Source organism: Mycolicibacterium litorale (genome assembly GCF_010731695.1).
Taxonomy (GTDB): Bacteria; Actinomycetota; Actinomycetes; order Mycobacteriales; family Mycobacteriaceae; genus Mycobacterium; species Mycobacterium litorale.
Genome location: NZ_AP022586.1, coordinates 3,916,571 through 3,933,024, shown reverse-complemented (window position 1 = coordinate 3,933,024; position 16,454 = coordinate 3,916,571). Strand labels below are relative to the sequence as shown.

Sequence of the window (16,454 nt, the reverse complement as noted above, 5' to 3'; positions counted from 1 at the left end):
ACTGGGCGCATGTGGAATCCCGAGGTCTACCTGTCCTTCGCCGACCATCGCGGTAGGCCGTTCGTCGACCTCGTGGCGCGCATCGGCGCCGACGCGCCACGCCGCGTCGTCGATCTCGGTTGCGGCCCCGGCAATCTCACCACCACCCTGAGTCGGCGGTGGCCGTCGGCGGTCATCGAGGCGTGGGACAACTCCCCGGAGATGGTCGCGGCGGCCCGCGAACGGGGAGTGGACGCCGAACTCGGCGACGTGCGGGACTGGACGCCGCAGCCCGATACCGACGTCGTGCTGAGCAACGCCACCCTGCACTGGGTGTCCGAGCATCCGCAGCTGCTGACCCGCTGGGCCGCGGCGCTCGCACCCGGCTCGTGGGTGGCGATGCAGGTGCCCGGGAACTTCGACGCCCCGTCGCACGAATCGGTGCGGCGATTGGCGAACGAGGAACCGTGGGCGGCGCTGCTGCATGGCATCCCGTTCGCGGCGGACAACGTCGTCGAGACACCGGCGGGCTACGCCGGGTTGCTCACCGACGCCGGATGCACCGTCGACGCCTGGGAGACCACCTATGTCCACGAACTGACCGGTGACCATCCCGTCCTCGACTGGATCACCGGTACGGCGCTGCGGCCGGTGCGGAGCCGGCTGACCGACGCACAGTGGGACGACTTCCGTGCCGAGCTGATCCCGCTGCTCGACGAGGCGTATCCGGCGCGGCCGGACGGGCGGACGTTCTTCCCGTTCCGCCGGGTGTTCGTGGTCGCCCGGACCGGCTAACGCCTGCTGTTGAGCAGGTCGATCACCTGCGCGACGAGATCGGCGATGTCCGCACCGGTCGTGTCGAGGACCAGGTCCGGATCCTCAGGCGGCTCGTAGGGCGCGTCCACCCCCGTCAGCCCCTTGAGCTCACCGGCGCGGGCCCGCGCGTAAAGCCCCTTCGGATCGCGCTTTTCGCACTCCTCGACGGGGGTGGCCACGTACACCTCGAGGAACGGCAGCTTCGCCGCGTCGTTGAGGGTGCGGGCGATCTCCCGGTCGGACTTCAGCGGCGACACCAGCGAGGCCAGCGCGACGACGCCCGCATCGGCGAACAACCGGGTGAGATGGCCGACGCGGCGGATGTTCTCGGCCCGGTCCCCGGCGGAGAAGCCGAGGTCGTCGGACAGTCCGTGCCGGATGTTGTCGCCGTCGAGGAGGTAGGCCACCTGGCCTGATTCCACCAGCGCGCGTTCGACCGCGACGGCGATCGTCGACTTACCGGACGCGGGTAGCCCGGTGAACCAGATGGTGGCACCGCGCTGCCCGGTCGACGTCCAACGGTGGGTGCGGTCCAGAGACGATGGATGCCAACGGATGTCGTTGCGGGTCTGTGCCCCGGGGGTGACTTCGCGCGGTTCGAGGATGGTGCCGGCGCCGACGGTGTCATTGCTCGACTCGTCGATCAGGATGAAGGCACCGCTGTCCCGGTTGTCGGCGTAGGCATCGGCCACCACCACCGAACTGGTGCGCAGCGTGACCGAGCCGATGTCGTTGAGCACCAGCTCGACCGGGTTGTCGAACTCGTCGAGTGTCTCGGGATCGAGCCGGCTGTGCAGGGCCTGTACCGTGGCGCGCACGGTGCGGGTGCCCTGCTTCAGCGCCAGCCGGTCGCCGGCGCGCAGCGGGGTGTCGGAGAACCAGCAGACCGTCGCGTCGAGTTCGCGGGCCAGTACAGGCAGCGTGGCATCGTCGGCGCCGCTGACGAAGACGTCGCCGCGGCCCACGTCGATGTCGTCGGCCAGCTCGATCGACACCGACAGCGGGGCCACGGCGGTGGGCCGGGCGTCGTCGAGGGTGTCGACCACCGTGACCGTCGAGCGCGTGCCCGCAGGCAGGCTGACCACGGTGTCGCCGACGCTCAAAGTGCCGGCCGACAGGCGGCCCGTATAGCGGCGGCGCTGGTCGGCGGTCGGCCGCGACACCCACTGGACCGGCAGCCGCAGCTTGGCCGGTTCCGGTTGTGGTGCAACCAGTTCCACGCCTTCGAGGTATTCCAGCAGCGTCGGACCGTCGTACCAGGGGGTCTGCGCGGAGCGGTGTACGACGTTGTCGCCGTGCTTGGCCGCGATCGGGATGACCGTGAGGTCCAGTCCGCCGAGGCGGGCCGCCATCTGGCGCAGTTCGCCGTGTACCTGGGCGAACCGGTCGCCGTCGAAGTCGACCAGGTCGATCTTGTTCACCGTCGCGACGAAGTGCTTGATGCCCAACAGCTTCGCGATACGGGCGTGCCGGTTGGTCTGGCGCAGCACCCCGGCCCTGGCGTCGACCAGCAGCACCGCCACATGGGCGTTCGACGCCCCGGTGAACATGTTGCGGGTGTAGCGCTCGTGGCCGGGGGTGTCGGCAAGAATGTAGCTGCGGTTCGCGGTGGAGAAGAACCGATAGGCGACGTCGATGGTGATGCCCTGCTCGCGTTCGGCCCGCAGACCGTCGGACAGCGCGGCCAGGTCGGCGATGCCCTCGTCGTCGGTGACGGCTTCGAGGTGGTCGAGCGGCAGGCTGTCGGTGTCGTGCAGGAGCCGGCCGATCAGCGTGCTCTTGCCGTCGTCGACCGAACCGGCGGTGGTGATCCGCAGCAGCTGGCGGGTGGTGTTCTGCGGTGCCATCATTTCCCCCCCGTCGCTCCGCTGCGCTCCGCTCGCCCCATCAGAAGTACCCCTCGCGTTTGCGGTCCTCCATGGCGGCGACCGACGTGCGGTCGTCGGCGCGAGTCTCCCCGCGCTCGGACACCGTCGCCGCCGAGATCTCGGTGATGACGCGCTCGATGTCGGTGGCCTGCGACCGGACCGCGCCGGTGATGGTGAGGTCACCGACGGTGCGGTAGCGCACCCACTCGACGGCGGCGGTCTCCCCGTCCTGCGGCCGCACGTACTCCGACACCGCCAACAGGATGCCGTCGCGCTCGAAAACCTCACGCTGGTGGGCGAAGTAGATCGAAGGCAGCTCGAGGTCTTCGAGCTGGATGTAGCGCCACACGTCGAGTTCGGTCCAGTTGCTCAGCGGGAACACCCGGACCTGTTCGCCTTTCTTGATGCGCCCGTTGTACAACGACCACGGTTCGGGCCGCTGGGCGCGCGGATCCCACTGCCCGAACTCGTCGCGGAAACTCAGGATGCGCTCCTTGGCCCGCGCGCGTTCCTCGTCGCGGCGGGCGCCGCCGAACGCCGCGTCGAAACCGCCGGCCTCGAGCGCGTCGAGCAGCGTGCGGGTCTGCTGACGGTTGCGTGAGGCTCCAGGCCCCGGATCGGCCACGCGTCCGTTGTCGATGGACTCCTGCACCGAGGCGACGATCAGTTTGTGGCCGTGTCCGGTGACGCGGCGGTCTCGGAACTCGATCACCTCGTCGAAGTTGTGCCCGGTGTCGACGTGCATGACCGGGAACGGCAGCGGTGCGGGACGAAACGCCTTCTCCGCCAACCGGAGTAGGACGATCGAGTCCTTTCCGGCGCTGAACAGCAGGACGGGACGCTCGAGTTCGGCGACCACCTCGCGGATGATGTGCACGGCTTCGGCTTCCAGCAGCCGCAGTTCGTCGACGCGCAGGGCGTCGAGGTCGGCGGTCGTCATGTCGGCAGCCCCTCCTTCTCCGCGTCGGCACGGTACCGATCCACCCACTCGTCGGAGCGCTGGTCGGCCTGGCGCTCGAGCACCGGCGCGGGCGCCAGCCGGCGGTCCTGGCCGAGCTCCTCGAGGACGTCGCCGACCACCTGGGTGAGGTTGCGCCACAACACCGGATACGGCACCTCCATCGGTTCGACGTTCTCCTCGGCGAACCATCGGCGCCAGCCTTCCTCCTGGGCGCGCAGCATTCTCACGACATGGGCGATCGCCCCGGCGTGGTACTCCGCCCGTGCGTCGCGCACCGGGTCGGGCCGGCCGCGCCACACCCGGGTCTGTACCGCGCGCCAGAACGACACCGCCTGGGAGATGACGTCGGGCCGGTACACGTGCACCAGCACCGGATCGCTGCCGATCACGTCGCGGATGGCGGCGAGCAGGCCGTCGCCGGTGCGGTCGGGCAGGTCCTTGGCCCGGTCGAGCAGCAGCGGCGTCTGGTTCCACATCAGCTTGCCGCCCCAGATGCCGTTGGGGGTGCGGCCGACCGTGCGGATGTAGTCCCGCCAGATCGTCGCGGGCGCGAGATCGGGCGTCCCCGCGTCGAGAGGGTCGAGCAGGCGAAGGATCGACTCGTCGTCCACGTCGGCGAACCACTCCCGCGGCTGGGGCGCCTGGCTGGTCTTGGGCAGGTACTGGAAGAACTCCTGTGGTTCACCGGCGACGCCGGTGGCGCGCAGTGACTCCACCAGCAGCGTGCTGCCGCTGCGCTGCGAGGCGAGGACCAGATATGCCGTGGGCTGGGAAGGCATGCGGATGAGCCTAACCGCAACGCAATTCCGCTGCCTACGGGGCGTTTACGTTCACGGTGAGTTTATTCATTGCGCCGGGCGGCGCTCGTCTTCGATTCCCCGCTCGGCCGCGATGGCCGAGCGACTGGTGACTTCCCGCCCGTGAATTCGCAGATAGGTCTCGGTATAGCGATCGGATATCCGCGTGCCGGCGAAATCAGACGGGATGACGTCATTGGTCTTGACGCGCCAATCGTCGAGCAGGAGCGCGAGATCACCCGCGATCGTCTCGGCGTTGATCTTGTTCTCCGACGTCAGCAGGTTGTGCTGTTCGGTCGGGTCGGCGCGCAGGTCGTACAGTTCCCGCTCCGGTCGTGGCGTGCTCGCGCGGGGTCCGACAATGCGGCCCGGGGCGCTTTCGGCGATGTCCCACGGCAGATCCAGCAGCGGTCGGTTGGCGTAATTCTCGATGTAACTGTATTCCTTCGTGCGAATGGCCCTGATCGGGTCGAAGGAATCGTGATAGGTCTTCGTCGTGTAGACCGCAGTGCGGATTTCCCGCGTTTTATCCGAGCCGCCCAGCAAATTGTCGGCATGCGAAAGCCCGTCGACCTCGGGGGGGACGTCGACGCCGAGTACGTCGAGCAGCGTGGGCAGCAGATCGACGCCGCTGAACAGGTCCTCGTAGACGCCGGCAGGGATGCCCGCGTCGCGCGGTGGCCGGATGATCATCGCGATGCCCGTCCCCGCGTCGTAGAGCGTGGACTTCGCCCGCGGCAGCGCCGGGCCGTGGTCGGTCATGAAGACCACCCAGGTGCTGCGGTCCAGACCGGTGGCCTCCAGCGTGTCCAGCAGCTGGCCGACCGCGGCGTCGGCGACCGTGATGGACCCGTAGAACTCTGCGAGGTCCTGACGCACCTCGTCGTCGTCGGGCAGGTAGTCGGGCAGCGTGACGGTGTCCGCGTCGGCGGGTTCGTAGCGTTCGCGCGGGTAGGGGCGGTGGGTCTCGAAGAAACCGGCGGTCAGCAGGAACGGTCGTTGCTGAGCGTGGTGCAGCCATTCGGTGGCGCGCTCGACGACGTACTCACAGTAGGAGTTGGAGACGTCGTATTCGGCGAAGCCCAGCTTCCCGGGATACGACGTTTCGTGCTGCATACCGAAAAGCGCTGTGTGCCACCCGTTCTCGGACAGCACGTGCGGTAGCGTGCGGACACCGCTGCGGTACTCCCAGCCGTGGTGCGCCAGCCCGACCAGACCGTTGCCCTGCGGGTAGCGGCCCGTGAACAGCGACCCGCGCGACGGTGAGCACAGCGGTGCGGTGGCGTGGGCCCGGGTGAACAGGATGCTCTCGGCGGCGAACCGATCGAGGCGGGGGCTCTGCACGTCGGCGTGTCCGTAGGCGCCGAGGTAGCGGCCGAGATCGTGCCAGTGGACGATCAGCACGTTGGCGCGCTGCGGAGATGTCGCGCGTTCTTGTCCGGTCACGCTGTTCCACAGAAGCGGTTCACAGCGCGTTCGGCAAGTGTTCGGCTCATGAGATGCAACTTATCTGTGGTGGCGAACTTCGCGCCGTTCGGCCGACGTTCGCCCGCCGCGGTTCTAGGCTCGTCGAATGGACGAGTTCTCCGACGAGGTGGTCACATTCCTGTCCGAGGGCACCCGAACCGGCAAGCTCGGGTACGTCGCTTCGGACGGGAGGCCGCTCGTCGCGCCGGTTTGGTTCATCGTCGACGGAGGACAGCTGGTGTTCAACACCGGCCGCGACACCGCGAAGGGGCGTGCGCTGCGGCGCGATCCCAGGGTGGTCGTCTGCGTCGACGATCAGCAGCCGCCCTACTCGTTCGTCCAGGTGCAGGGCATCGCCTCGGCCGGTGAGGATCCGGCCGAACTCCTCGACACCGCGACCCGCATCGGCGGCCGATACATGGGCGCCGACCGAGCCGAGGAGTTCGGCCGCCGCAACGGGGTGCCGGGCGAACTGGTCGTTCGCATCACCCCCACGAAGGTGATCGTGGCGTTCGACCTCGCGAACTGACGCCGGCCCGCCGCTCGACCTCAGGGGCGGTACATCACACCGACGGCGCGGAACACCCACTCGGGCGGAACGCTGTAGGCGAACTGCCGGGTGGGCAGGCCGAGCAGGATGCCCTCGGGGATGTCGGTCTTGTAGTGCAGGGACAGTTCGCCTTTGCACCGGGGGTCGACGGCGGAGACGTCGACCTCGATGCGCAGCCCGGTCGCGGAGAGTTCGGCGGTGACGGGACCCGCGGCCGGTGCGTCGAAGGGCTGATCGATCGTGCGCCCCGCCAGCTTCGGCACCGTCGACAGCGTGGCGAGCACCCGTCGATGGGTCAACACCAGGGCGCCGGTGTAGCTCGACACGCTGCCGGTCGCCCGTTTGCCGGGGATCGAGCCGGTGAATCGGCGGGTGACCGGGACGAACTCCGCCAGGTGCACGATGCCCTCGGCCTCCAGCCCGACGCGCAGCTCTTCGGGCAGCTTGCCGATGCGGAAGAGCTTGCGAAGCAGTAGCGCCATGGGAAGTGAGGGTAATCGTCGCGCCAAGATCACGATCGGGGCGTCGGTTAGCGTTCCGCCATGGTCACCCACCCCGACGGCGAGGTCGTGTCCCGTCGCACCGTGTGCATCGGCGTCGGGTTCACCCTCGTGGTACTCGTGGCCGGACTGCTGTGGGCCAAGTGGACGCCGTATCTCGGCAAAGCGCTCGCGGCCGCACAAACCCACCACTGGCCGGGCTCGGACATCCTCGGCGCGGGAGGTGTCCGCGCGGGCGGGTGGTCTCGACCGCATTGGCCGGCGGCGCTGACCCTGCTGTCGTGACGCCGACTGGTAGACAGGCGTGATGCCCAACCGCAAGTGGCTCATCGGTTCGGCGGTGCTCGCCGCGGCGGTGTTCGCGCTCATGTGGATCGGCTACACGCAACGCTGGAGCTGGGTGACGGCCATGGACAGCGCCGCACTGGAGGCCTGCTACCGCTTCGGCGCCGCCCACCCCGGCTGGGTGCGGGCCTGGGACGTCTACTGCACGGTGCTGGGGCCGACGGTGTTGCGGCTCGTCGGCGTCGTCGTCATCGTCGTCGCACTTGTCAGGCGCCATGTGCGTACCGCGGTGTTCCTGGTGCTGACCGTCGAGTTGTGCGGGCTGGTGCTGGTGCTCGCGAAGGCGTTCGCCGACCGGCCACGGCCGAGCACCGCCCTGGTGGACGCACTGTCGTCGTCGTTTCCGTCCGGTCACGCCATGGGCCTGATGGTCTGTGTGCCTGCGTATCTCGTCGTGCTGCTGCCGATGGTGCGCCCCGCGGCGCGCGGCTGGGCGATCGCGGTGGGAGTGGTGGTCATCCTGACGATCGGCGCGGGCCGCGTCGTGCTCAACGTCCACCACCCATCCGACGTGGTGGCGGGCTGGGCGCTGGGTTACGCCTACTTCGTCGGGTGTCTGCTGCTGTACCCGCCGCGCGTCAGTCGAGTGGCCGGAACACCGGCAGCACTCGGTACTGCGCGCTGAAACTCGCCGTCTGGACCTCCTGGCCGATCTCCCCGTCGCACGCCAGTACCGTCGGCCCGTCGACGGCGGTGAACGTGAACTCGGGCACGCGCATCTCGTGGTAGAGGGGGCTGCGCGTCAACCGGCCGAGCATCAGCGCGGTGAGGATGCGCACCCGGCTGAACCGCCGTCCGGTCTCCAGGATCCGGACGTCGAGCAGCCCGTCGTCCATGCGGTGCCGCTGGGCGGGCGCGAAACCCGACGGCAGATAGGTCGAGTTGCCCAGGAAGAACAGCGACGTCTGCAGTGTCTCGTTGTCGTACTGGATGCGCACCGGTTCTGCCCGGCGCAGCGTGTGGAACATGGCGTACAGCCCGGCCAGCGGTTTGCCGATCTTGTGCTCCAGCTTCTCCCTGGTCTGCACGAACTGCGGGTAGGCGCCGATGCTCGCGGTGTTGATGACCATGTGCTCCTGGTTGAGGCACACCAGGTCGACGCAGGCCACCGAGCCGGTCCTGATCGCCTCGACGGTCTTGGCCACCGAGTCGCAGCCGATGTCCTTGGCGAAGTGGTTGAACGTTCCGCCGGGGAACACCGCGAGCGGCACTCCGGACTCCTTGGCGATCCCCGCGGCCGACGCCACCGTGCCGTCGCCCCCGCCGACGGCGAGCACCTCGGCGCGGCCGGCAGCCTCGCGCAGCACCCGTTCGAGGTCGTCGCCCTCGCCGAGTTCGACGATCTCGGCGCGGGGCAGCGCTTCGCGCACGTCTTCGACCACGCGGGCGCCGTTGCCGCCGCCGGATGCCGGGTTGATCACCAGCACCACGCCGGCGCCGTCGGGCCGCGGCGGTGTGGGAACCCGCAGCGGTGCGGCCGTCGGCAGCTTCGTCGGGGTCGTCGGCGGCACCACCCGGGCGCCGATCACCGCCATGCCCGCACCGAGCCCGAAACCGGCGAAGACGTCCCCGGGATAGTGCGCGCCGGTCGCCACCCGGGACAGCCCGACCAGCCCGGCGAGCAGCGACATGGCCAAACCGACTGGGGGACTTTCCAATCCGACGCCAACCGCGAACGCGGCGGCGCTGGCGGAGTGGCCCGACGGCAGGGAGTTGGACGTCGGGAAGCGCTTGCCGCGCCGCGCCAGCGGCACGAGTACGTAACTGGGGCGCGCCCGCTTCCAGATGCGCTTGGCGCCCTGGTTGGCGACCAGGCTCGTCACGGCGAGCGTCAGCACCCCGCGGGTGGCGCCGCGCCGCGTGCGCGGTCCGCCGACGGCCATGAGCACCGCGGCGAGGGCGAACCACAGTTTCGAATGGTCGGCGGCCCTCGTCAGCCGCGGCATCGTGGCGTCGAGGAGTGGGCTCGGTGAGTTCGCGACGGCTTCGAACACCTCGCGGTCCAGGCTGCCGAGGCCCTTGCCGATCTGTCGGAGGCCACTACCGCGGCGTCGGATGCGCAGGTCCATACCGCCAACTTAACTGCCAACCCATTGACAAAAATTATTGTCAAGGGTGAGCATGACGGTGTGCTCGACGTGGAAGTGATCTCCGACCCCGCCGTCGCGATGGTGGCGCTCGATCCGGTGCGCAGTCGCCTGCTCTCGGAACTGGCGGAACCGGCCTCGGCGGCTGCGTTGGCGGCTCGCGTCGGCATCACCCGGCAGAAAGTCAACTACCACCTGCGGGCGCTCGAACAGCACCGCCTCGTGACGGCCGCAGGGGAACGAAAGTGGGGCGGGCTCACCGAACGCCTCCTCGTCGCGACGTCCGCGTCGTATGTGGTGTCACCCGGTGCGCTCGGCGCGGCGGGCGCCGATCCCGGACGCGCCCATGACCGGCTCTCCGCCAGCTATCTGATCGCGATGGCCGCGCGCGCGGTGCGGGAGGTCGGCGACCTGTGGCGGGAGGCGCGCGCCAAGGACCGGCGGTTGGCGACACTGTCGATCGACACCGTCATCCGATTCCGCAGCGCAGCCGACCGCGCCGACTTCACGCGCGAACTATCGAATGCCGTCACGGCGCTGGCGGCGCGCTACCACGACGACACCGCCCCCGACGGCCGCTCGCACCGGCTGCTGCTGGCCGCGTACCCGCTGCCGAAAACCGTTACGAGAGAGGGCCACTGATGCCGATACACGCAGACGACGGCCGACGCTGGGTCGAGATGGAGTACCTCGTCCCTGGCACACCGGAGCAGGTGTGGCACGCGATGGCCACCGGACCCGGTATGACCGGCTGGTTCACTCCCACCGCCGTCGAGGAACGAGAAGGCGGGGAACTGCACTTCGATTTCGGCGGCGGCCTCGCACAGCAAGGCGTCGTGACCGGGTGGGATCCGCCGCGCCGACTCACCTATGAGGAGCGGGACTGGAGCAGCACCGGGTCACCGGGACCGTTGGCCACCGAGATCACGATCACCAGTCGCAGCGGCGACCGGTGCGTGGTGCGGATGGTGCACAGCCTGTTCACCGACTCAGACGACTGGAATGACGAACTCGAGGGTTTCGAGGGCGGCTGGCGCATCTTCTTCGAAGTGCTGCGGGTCTATCTGCGCGAGTTCGCGGGACAACCGGCCGCGACCGTGCGAACCATGGCCGAATGCCCGGCCGGTGTGGACGACGGATGGTCCCGTCTCGCCTCGGGACTGGCTCTCGCAGGCACCGACGTCGGGCAGCGATGCGAATCCCGCGACGGCGCACCACCGTTGGCCGGCGTGGTGGAGCTGATCCACCAGACCCGCGAAGGTCGCGACGTGATGCTGAAGGTCGACCGGCCGGGCCCCGGAATCGCGGTGATCGGTGCGTACGCGATGGGTGACGCGGCGCGGACGATGGTGTGTCTCTACCTCTACGGCGAGGACGCCGCCGAGAATGCTTCGGCTCACGAGCAGGCGTGGTCGCAGTGGTTGCACCGCACGGTGGGTCGCGACCCGATCGTGTCCGAACGTTGACGTGACCGAGAGGCGTGCCGCCGAGGATGGGTGGGATGCGTCGACTGTCGACCCTGCTGTGCACGGCCGCGCTGGTCATCGCGGCCGGCGCGCCGTCAGCACGCGCCGCCGCCCCGTGGTTCGCATCCTCCGTCGGAGGCGCCACCCAGGTGATCTCCGTTGTCGGCGTTGGCGGTTCGTCGGCGAAGATGGACGTCTATCAGCGCGCCGGGGCGGGGTGGCAGCCGATCGGCGTCGGCATCCCCGCGTTCATCGGCGCGAAGGGGATGGCGCCGCAGACCCACGACGGGGAGATGAAGACTCCGATGGGGGTGTTCACCCTCGACTTCGCCTTCGGTACCGAACCCAACCCGGGCGGCGGTCTGCCCTACGTGCAGGTAGGGCCCGACCACTGGTGGGACGGCGATATGACGAGCCCCACCTACAACACCATGCAGGTGTGCAAGAAGGAGCAGTGCCGCTTCAACACGTCACTGAGCGCCGGCACCGAGAACCTCGACATTCCGCAGTACCGGCACGCGGTGGTGATGGGGGTGAACAAGGCCCGCGTCCCGGGCAACGGCGGCGCGTTCTTCGTGCACTCCACCGACGGCGGCCCGACCGCCGGATGCGTGGCCATCGACGACGGCACGCTCGTCGGGATCATGCGGTGGCTGCGACCGGGTGCGCTGATCGCGATCGCGAAGTGACTGTCAGAGATTCAGCGCGCGGCCGCGTTTGAGTTTGAAGTTCAGGTTGTCCAACGACATGCTCGCGTCGTAGGTGCGGTCGTAGCCGGTCGCTGAGATCTTCCACCCGTCCGGCGTACGGCGGTACCGGTCGCGGTAGAACGCCGCGCCGATCAGCATGAAGTTGAAGTCCGGCGCGATCACCCGGTCCTGCAGGTACCAGGTGCCCGTCGCCTCGTCGCCATCCAGCTCGATCTCGGGGTGGTCGACGCGGTGTTCAGTGATGACCTCCGGCCCGAGCGAGGTGCGCATGAACGAGACCAGCGCGTCGCGGTCGGTGAACCGGTGGTCCTCGCCGAGTGACTCGCCGTAGTCACCGACGACGTCCTCGGTCAGCGTCTCGGCGAATTCCGCCCAGTTCTTGGTGTCGAGCGCGCGCAGATACCGGTATTTGACGCGTTTGATCTCGTCGATGTCACCCATGGCGACATTGCAACACAACCGGCGCGGGCGGCATAGAGTCCGATCATGAAATTGATCGACGGTTACGTCAGATCGCCGTTGGCAGGCCTCGCGCCATGGATCCTCATGGCGGTCGTCAACGGTCCTGGCCGCTTCGAGGAAGCGGCGTCGGCGGCTCTGGGCCTGTCGCTGCTGACCCTCTGGGTCGGCAAGCGCCGGGGCGTCCCCGTGCACCTGCTCGAGGCGTTCACCGTGGGCTACTTCGGCGTATTGGCCGCGCTGGGACTGGTGGCCTCCGACTCGACCATCGAGTGGCTGCAGTTGTGGGCCGGTGAAGTCAGCAACATCGCGCTGGCCTTGTTCGCGGTCATCACCCTCGCCATCCGTCGGCCGTTCACTCTCGCCTATGCCAAAGACACCACGCCGCAGGAGTATTGGGACACACCGATTTTCCTGCGGATCAACTATGTGATCTCCGCGGTCTGGGCCGGAGCGTTCCTGTTCTCAGCGCTGCTCGGCGCGTACGCCGATGCGGTGCTGCGCGACAACGACAACTTCTGGACGGCGTGGATCCTGCCGATCGGGGCGATCATCTTCGCCGTGTCGTTCACCGAGTTCTACCCCGACCGCGCGACGGGCGAGCACGGTGCGACATGGGCGCGGGCATTCGACTGGCTGCCACCGTTCATCGTGGTCACCGGAATCGTGGGCTGGGTTTCGGACGCGCTCCCTGACGTGCCTGCCATCGCGCTGATCGTCGTCGGAGCGCTGGGTTCAGCGACGATGCGGCGATTCTTCCCGGACGACGTCGAGAAAGTCAGTCAGCAGCACTGAGATCGCGCGTCGCCGGACCCTCCAGCAGCGTGCCGTCCGGGGCGAAGCGCGAACCGTGCAACGGGCATTCCCACGCCTGGTCGGAGTCGTTCCAGTTGACGATCCCGCCCAGGTGCGTGCACACCGGAGACACCCGATGCTCCACACCGTCCACCACGCAGCGCGCCTCCAGCGCCCACGGCGGACCGCTGACCACACCGCCTGAACGCGGTGTGCGGTTGGCGATCCGGGTGATCGGGGTGACCCAGCCCTTGGCCAGGTCGAAGCCGACCTCGAGGTTGTAGTACACCGCGGTCGGGATCCCCGACAGCTCGTGCGGGCTCCAGCTGGCGAACGCCTGGGCCCAGTCCATCCGTCCGCCCAGGATCCGGCTGGCCAGGGCAAGCGCCGCGGCGGTGCCGTTGGTCATCCCCCATTTGTCGAAACCTGTTGCGACGAAGATCGACTCGTGTCCTGGCAGGATGGGGCCGACGTAGGGGAGTTGGTCGGCCGGGGTGTAGTCCTGCGCCGACCAGTAGTGGGTGCGCACCGCACCCGGGTAGTGCTCTTTGGCCCACTCGTCGAGTTCCTGCAGCGACTTCGACGGACTCTTCTTGCGTCCGACGGGATGCCCGGCGCCGCCGACGATGAGCCGGTCGCCGTCGGGGGTGGGGGCGTAGCGCACCGAACGCGTCGGCGAGTCGGTCGAGAGGTACATGCCCCGGGTGATGTCGCCGGGCACCTGGTAAGCCATGCAGTAGGACCGGCTGGGTTTGACCCGGGCGAAGAATCCACCGCGGTCGAGAATCGGTATGCCCGTTGCCAACACGCACTGCTTGGTGCTCACGTCGAATTCGTGGCCCTCGGCCGTACGCACGTGGAGCGTCAGCCCGTCGTCCGCCCCGGAGGCGCGCTGCACCCGTACACCCTGCACCAACCGGCCACCACGCTCGTCGAGTTCGACGATGAGGCTGTCCAGCAACGGCATCGGATCGAACTGCGCCTGATGCGCCAACCGGACCGCACCGTGAAACGGAAACGGCACGTCGGCGTCGTCGACCCATTCGGCGGGCAGCCCGGCGGCCTGGCAGGCCTTGAGCTCCGCGCGCGCGGACGGGACGCCGCGTGCGGACTGCGCATACGTGAAGGCGTCCTCGCGCTGCACCGAGATGCCGTGCGCCTCGCAGTGCTGGATCAGCCACTCCTGGCCTTCGAGGTTGCCCTCGACGTACCTCTGCGCGACCCCCTTACCGTGTCTGCCGACGATCTTCGACATCTTCGATCCCTGCAGCAGGCTGATCTTCGCGGTGGTGTTCCCCGTCGCGCCGGCCCCCGGGCGGTACGCCTCGAGCACCATCACGTCGCGGCCGGCACGCGCCAACAGGACGGCGGTGATCAGACCGGTGATGCCGGCCCCGACCACCACCACATCCGCGGTGCGGTTCGACTCGTCGAGGGGATTGGGTGGGAGGGCCTGCGCGGGGCGGTCGGCCAGCCACAGTGACGTCATGGGAGGGATTTACCCCCGGGAAACCCGCCGAAACGAGGGCTTGACGGGCGCGGCCGCTCGATGCGGTTAGGGTGGTCACCCGATGAGCGACCCGTTGGGACTGTCGATCGGGACGACCAACCTGGTTGCGGCCCGCGTCGGCGACGAACCTGTGACACGGCGTTCGACGCTGAGCCTGTTCAGTGATCGCACGCCGCAGGTCGGGCTGCCCGACGAGCCGTCGGGCGTGACGCTGAGCGGCTTCGTCGAGCGAGTGGGCGACCCGGTGCCCCTGGTCGCCGCGGACGGCACGTCCTACCGCGCCGAGGCGCTGCTCGTGGAGGCACTCGACGCGATGACCGAGGCCACGGGCGGAGGTCCCATAGGCGACATCGCGATCGCGGTGCCCGCGCACTGGAGCACCTCGACGGTGTGGACGCTGCGCAACGCCCTGCGCACGAATCCGGTGTTCACCCGCAACGGCGTGCCCGCTCGTCTGGTCTCCGATGCGGTGGCCTCGCTGACCGCCCTGCGCGCCAACCCGGGACTGCCCGACGACGGCGTGGTCGCCGTGCTCGACTTCGGGGGCAGCGGGACCAGCATCACGCTCGCCGACGCCGCGGCCGGTTTCCCGCCCATCGACGAGACGACGCGATTCACCGAATTCTCCGGCGACCTGATCGATCAGGCGCTGCTCACCCACGTGCTGGCCGGCATCGCCCAGGCCGATGACGCCGATCCGGCCGGGACCGCGGCGGTCGCGTCGCTGACCCGGCTGCGAGGGCAGTGCCGCGACGCCAAGGAACGGCTGTCCGCCGCCACCGCCGCCGATGTCATGGCCGAACTCCCCGGTTACCGGTCCACGGTGCGGATCACCCGCGTCGAACTCGAGGAGCTGCTGCAGCGGCCGCTGGCCGGAGTGCTGGCGGCACTGGACGCCGCACTGGAGCGGACCCGTGTGGGCTGGGCCGGCGTGTCGGCGGTCGTGACGATCGGCGGGGGCGCGAGCATCCCGCTGATCACCCAGCAACTCTCCGCGCACACCCGGGTCCCCGTCGTCACCACCCGGCAGCCGGCGCTGGACGCCGCGGTCGGGGCCGCACTGTTCGCCGCCTACAGCGCCGCGGCGGAGGCGCCGACGGGGATGGCTGCCGCGGCGCCGGTCACCGCGATGATCGACGATGCCCCAGGCTCGGCGACCTTCGGCGCGCTCGCTTGGTCGCAGGACGACACGTCGTCGGCCGAACCGGTGCCCTATGCCGGCGACGACGCCTACCACCCGTACGGCCCGTATCCGTCCGAGGCCACCGGCGCCCGGCCCGAGGTGCAGTACCTGCCGGCCGACGAGCCGATGGAGGAGCGGCGCGGTTGGCATCTCCCGCAGCTGGCCTTCGCCGCGGCGGCAGTGGTGGCCGCGATCGCCGTCGGCGGCGTGGCCTACGCGTTGACCGGAACGTCGACCGACAGCACGCCCGTCACTCAGTTCGAGACCACCCGTTTGCCGGCCGGCGCACCGCTGCCTCCGCCGAGCACCGAGCCGCCGCCACCGGTCGTCACGGTCACCACGGCGCCCCCCGCGCCGCCACCGCCGTCGACCGTCGCACCGGCGCCGCCCCCGCCGCCCGAGACCACACGGCCGGTGACCACCACGACGACGCCGCCGACCACCACGACGACCACGACGACCACGACGACAACAACGACCACGACGACCACCACCACGACCACGACGACCACTCCGCCGACGACGACGACGCCGCCGACCACCACCCAGCCGACCACCACCCAGCCGACCACGACGCAACCCACGACGACCCAGCCACCGCTGACCACGACCTACGTGACCGTGCCGTTCGTCCCTATTCCGATTCCCATTCAGGTGCCCAACAACTGACCGGTGGCCGGGCGGCACGAGTCAGATGTGCACGGGCACAGAGCGTTGCGAAGTCGGGCTGTCGAATCCCGGCACTGTGACCTGGCCCGGCAGCGGTTGGTCGCGCGCACGGCAGTGTTTTCCCTCGTCAGTTCGGGGTACCCCGCGATCTGAGTTCCGCCGTGCCGGATCGAAGGCCGACCCCTGTGGTCGCGTCGTTCGCACGGAACAGGCTTCCGCACCACCCCCGGATACATCTATCAACCGTCATCGTCGGCGCGCTTTTCGCAAGCCGCCGCCGGGCGAGTCAAGG

The 16,454-nt window shown here is 69.2% G+C and carries 17 protein-coding genes; 9 read left to right on the top strand and 8 right to left on the bottom strand.

All coding sequences use genetic code 11. The annotated features are described in order from the left end of the window. Positions 1–9: 9 nt before the first annotated feature. Positions 10–774: a trans-aconitate 2-methyltransferase gene (locus tag G6N30_RS18730; protein WP_134057929.1), complete on the top strand. Its 765-nt coding sequence runs from the start codon at positions 10–12 to the stop codon at positions 772–774. Here the strand turns inward: G6N30_RS18730 and cysC are convergent. The 4 genes from cysC to G6N30_RS18710 form a co-directional block, all read right to left on the bottom strand. Then, a complete protein-coding gene (gene cysC, locus G6N30_RS18725; RefSeq protein WP_163687949.1) occupies positions 771–2,642 on the bottom strand; it encodes a sulfate adenylyltransferase subunit CysN in 1,872 nt (623 codons plus the stop codon). The two genes, G6N30_RS18730 and cysC, sit on opposite strands and share 4 nt — an antisense overlap. A gap of 40 nt (positions 2,643–2,682) precedes the next feature. Next, positions 2,683–3,603 carry a sulfate adenylyltransferase subunit CysD gene (gene cysD / locus G6N30_RS18720; RefSeq protein ID WP_134057925.1) on the bottom strand — a complete coding sequence of 307 codons (921 nt, stop codon included), beginning with the start codon at positions 3,601–3,603 and terminating at the stop codon, positions 2,683–2,685. Next, positions 3,600–4,403, bottom strand: coding sequence for a trehalose 2-sulfotransferase (gene stf0, locus G6N30_RS18715; RefSeq protein ID WP_134057923.1), 804 nt, complete (start codon positions 4,401–4,403; stop codon positions 3,600–3,602). Before stf0 ends, cysD begins: the two co-directional genes overlap by 4 nt. A 66-nt stretch (positions 4,404–4,469) precedes the next feature. After that, positions 4,470–5,867 carry a sulfatase family protein gene (locus tag G6N30_RS18710; protein ID WP_134057922.1) on the bottom strand — a complete coding sequence of 466 codons (1,398 nt, stop codon included), beginning with the start codon at positions 5,865–5,867 and terminating at the stop codon, positions 4,470–4,472. A gap of 127 nt (positions 5,868–5,994) precedes the next feature. Here G6N30_RS18710 and G6N30_RS18705 point away from each other — a divergent pair, with 127 nt between their 5' ends. Further along, on the top strand, positions 5,995–6,417 hold the full coding sequence (locus G6N30_RS18705) for a PPOX class F420-dependent oxidoreductase (protein WP_134057920.1): 423 nt from the start codon (positions 5,995–5,997) through the stop codon (positions 6,415–6,417). 20 nt (positions 6,418–6,437) lie between these two features. Here the strand turns inward: G6N30_RS18705 and G6N30_RS18700 are convergent, their stop codons facing one another. After that, positions 6,438–6,920 carry a hypothetical protein gene (locus G6N30_RS18700; protein WP_134057918.1) on the bottom strand — a complete coding sequence of 161 codons (483 nt, stop codon included), beginning with the start codon at positions 6,918–6,920 and terminating at the stop codon, positions 6,438–6,440. Positions 6,921–6,980: 60 nt separating this feature from the next. Between G6N30_RS18700 and G6N30_RS27010 the strand changes: the two genes are divergently transcribed. Together G6N30_RS27010 and G6N30_RS18690 are read left to right on the top strand one after the other, a co-directional pair. Further along, complete coding sequence (locus G6N30_RS27010) at positions 6,981–7,223, top strand: hypothetical protein (RefSeq protein ID WP_179965493.1); 243 nt, start codon at positions 6,981–6,983, stop codon at positions 7,221–7,223. A gap of 22 nt (positions 7,224–7,245) precedes the next feature. After that, positions 7,246–7,908, top strand: coding sequence for a phosphatase PAP2 family protein (locus G6N30_RS18690; RefSeq protein ID WP_134057916.1), 663 nt, complete (start codon positions 7,246–7,248; stop codon positions 7,906–7,908). Here the strand turns inward: G6N30_RS18690 and G6N30_RS18685 are convergent. Next, entirely contained in the window at positions 7,862–9,352 is a 1,491-nt protein-coding gene (locus tag G6N30_RS18685) for a bifunctional phosphatase PAP2/diacylglycerol kinase family protein (RefSeq protein ID WP_134057914.1), read from the bottom strand. The genes G6N30_RS18690 and G6N30_RS18685 overlap by 47 nt on opposite strands. 60 nt (positions 9,353–9,412) lie before the next feature. On the opposite strand from G6N30_RS18685, the gene G6N30_RS18680 reads away from it, so the two are divergent. The 3 genes from G6N30_RS18680 to G6N30_RS18670 are packed head-to-tail and all read left to right on the top strand — an operon-like array spanning position 9,413 to position 11,525. After that, positions 9,413–10,012 carry a helix-turn-helix domain-containing protein gene (locus G6N30_RS18680; RefSeq protein WP_134057913.1) on the top strand — a complete coding sequence of 200 codons (600 nt, stop codon included), beginning with the start codon at positions 9,413–9,415 and terminating at the stop codon, positions 10,010–10,012. Continuing rightward, the gene (locus G6N30_RS18675) at positions 10,012–10,836 is read left to right on the top strand and encodes an SRPBCC family protein (protein ID WP_234880269.1); all 825 of its coding nucleotides are present in this window, start codon (positions 10,012–10,014) and stop codon (positions 10,834–10,836) included. Before G6N30_RS18680 ends, G6N30_RS18675 begins: the two co-directional genes overlap by 1 nt. Positions 10,837–10,871: 35 nt before the next feature. Beyond that, the gene (locus tag G6N30_RS18670; protein WP_134057911.1) at positions 10,872–11,525 is read left to right on the top strand and encodes a L,D-transpeptidase family protein; all 654 of its coding nucleotides are present in this window, start codon (positions 10,872–10,874) and stop codon (positions 11,523–11,525) included. Positions 11,526–11,528: 3 nt separating this feature from the next. On the opposite strand, the gene G6N30_RS18665 is transcribed toward G6N30_RS18670, so the two are convergent. Then, positions 11,529–11,987, bottom strand: coding sequence for a nuclear transport factor 2 family protein (locus G6N30_RS18665; protein ID WP_134057909.1), 459 nt, complete (start codon positions 11,985–11,987; stop codon positions 11,529–11,531). A 45-nt stretch (positions 11,988–12,032) separates the two neighbouring features. Here G6N30_RS18665 and G6N30_RS18660 point away from each other — a divergent pair, with 45 nt between their 5' ends. Next, a complete protein-coding gene (locus G6N30_RS18660) occupies positions 12,033–12,800 on the top strand; it encodes a DUF3159 domain-containing protein (RefSeq protein WP_179965492.1) in 768 nt (255 codons plus the stop codon). On the opposite strand, the gene G6N30_RS18655 is transcribed toward G6N30_RS18660, so the two are convergent. Then, positions 12,784–14,289 carry an FAD-dependent oxidoreductase gene (locus tag G6N30_RS18655; protein ID WP_134057907.1) on the bottom strand — a complete coding sequence of 502 codons (1,506 nt, stop codon included), beginning with the start codon at positions 14,287–14,289 and terminating at the stop codon, positions 12,784–12,786. The genes G6N30_RS18660 and G6N30_RS18655 overlap by 17 nt on opposite strands. A gap of 82 nt (positions 14,290–14,371) precedes the next feature. On the opposite strand from G6N30_RS18655, the gene G6N30_RS18650 reads away from it, so the two are divergent. Next, positions 14,372–16,162, top strand: a complete 1,791-nt coding sequence (locus tag G6N30_RS18650; protein ID WP_134057905.1) for an Hsp70 family protein — start codon at positions 14,372–14,374, stop codon at positions 16,160–16,162. The last annotated feature ends 292 nt before the right edge of the window (positions 16,163–16,454 follow it).

What these genes read in the sequence shown, in the direction of transcription:
- G6N30_RS18730 (WP_134057929.1), top strand. Translation starts at nt 10, where the DNA reads ATGTGGAATCCCGAGGTCTACCTGTCCTTCGCCGACCATCGCGGTAGG.
- cysC (WP_163687949.1), bottom strand. Translation starts at nt 2,642, where the DNA reads ATGGCACCGCAGAACACCACCCGCCAGCTGCTGCGGATCACCACCGCC.
- cysD (WP_134057925.1), bottom strand. Translation starts at nt 3,603, where the DNA reads ATGACGACCGCCGACCTCGACGCCCTGCGCGTCGACGAACTGCGGCTG.
- stf0 (WP_134057923.1), bottom strand. Translation starts at nt 4,403, where the DNA reads ATGCCTTCCCAGCCCACGGCATATCTGGTCCTCGCCTCGCAGCGCAGC.
- G6N30_RS18705 (WP_134057920.1), top strand. Translation starts at nt 5,995, where the DNA reads ATGGACGAGTTCTCCGACGAGGTGGTCACATTCCTGTCCGAGGGCACC.
- G6N30_RS18700 (WP_134057918.1), bottom strand. Translation starts at nt 6,920, where the DNA reads ATGGCGCTACTGCTTCGCAAGCTCTTCCGCATCGGCAAGCTGCCCGAA.
- G6N30_RS27010 (WP_179965493.1), top strand. Translation starts at nt 6,981, where the DNA reads ATGGTCACCCACCCCGACGGCGAGGTCGTGTCCCGTCGCACCGTGTGC.
- G6N30_RS18690 (WP_134057916.1), top strand. Translation starts at nt 7,246, where the DNA reads ATGCCCAACCGCAAGTGGCTCATCGGTTCGGCGGTGCTCGCCGCGGCG.
- G6N30_RS18685 (WP_134057914.1), bottom strand. Translation starts at nt 9,352, where the DNA reads ATGGACCTGCGCATCCGACGCCGCGGTAGTGGCCTCCGACAGATCGGC.
- G6N30_RS18675 (WP_234880269.1), top strand. Translation starts at nt 10,012, where the DNA reads ATGCCGATACACGCAGACGACGGCCGACGCTGGGTCGAGATGGAGTAC.
- G6N30_RS18670 (WP_134057911.1), top strand. Translation starts at nt 10,872, where the DNA reads ATGCGTCGACTGTCGACCCTGCTGTGCACGGCCGCGCTGGTCATCGCG.
- G6N30_RS18665 (WP_134057909.1), bottom strand. Translation starts at nt 11,987, where the DNA reads ATGGGTGACATCGACGAGATCAAACGCGTCAAATACCGGTATCTGCGC.
- G6N30_RS18660 (WP_179965492.1), top strand. Translation starts at nt 12,033, where the DNA reads ATGAAATTGATCGACGGTTACGTCAGATCGCCGTTGGCAGGCCTCGCG.
- G6N30_RS18655 (WP_134057907.1), bottom strand. Translation starts at nt 14,289, where the DNA reads ATGACGTCACTGTGGCTGGCCGACCGCCCCGCGCAGGCCCTCCCACCC.
- G6N30_RS18650 (WP_134057905.1), top strand. Translation starts at nt 14,372, where the DNA reads ATGAGCGACCCGTTGGGACTGTCGATCGGGACGACCAACCTGGTTGCG.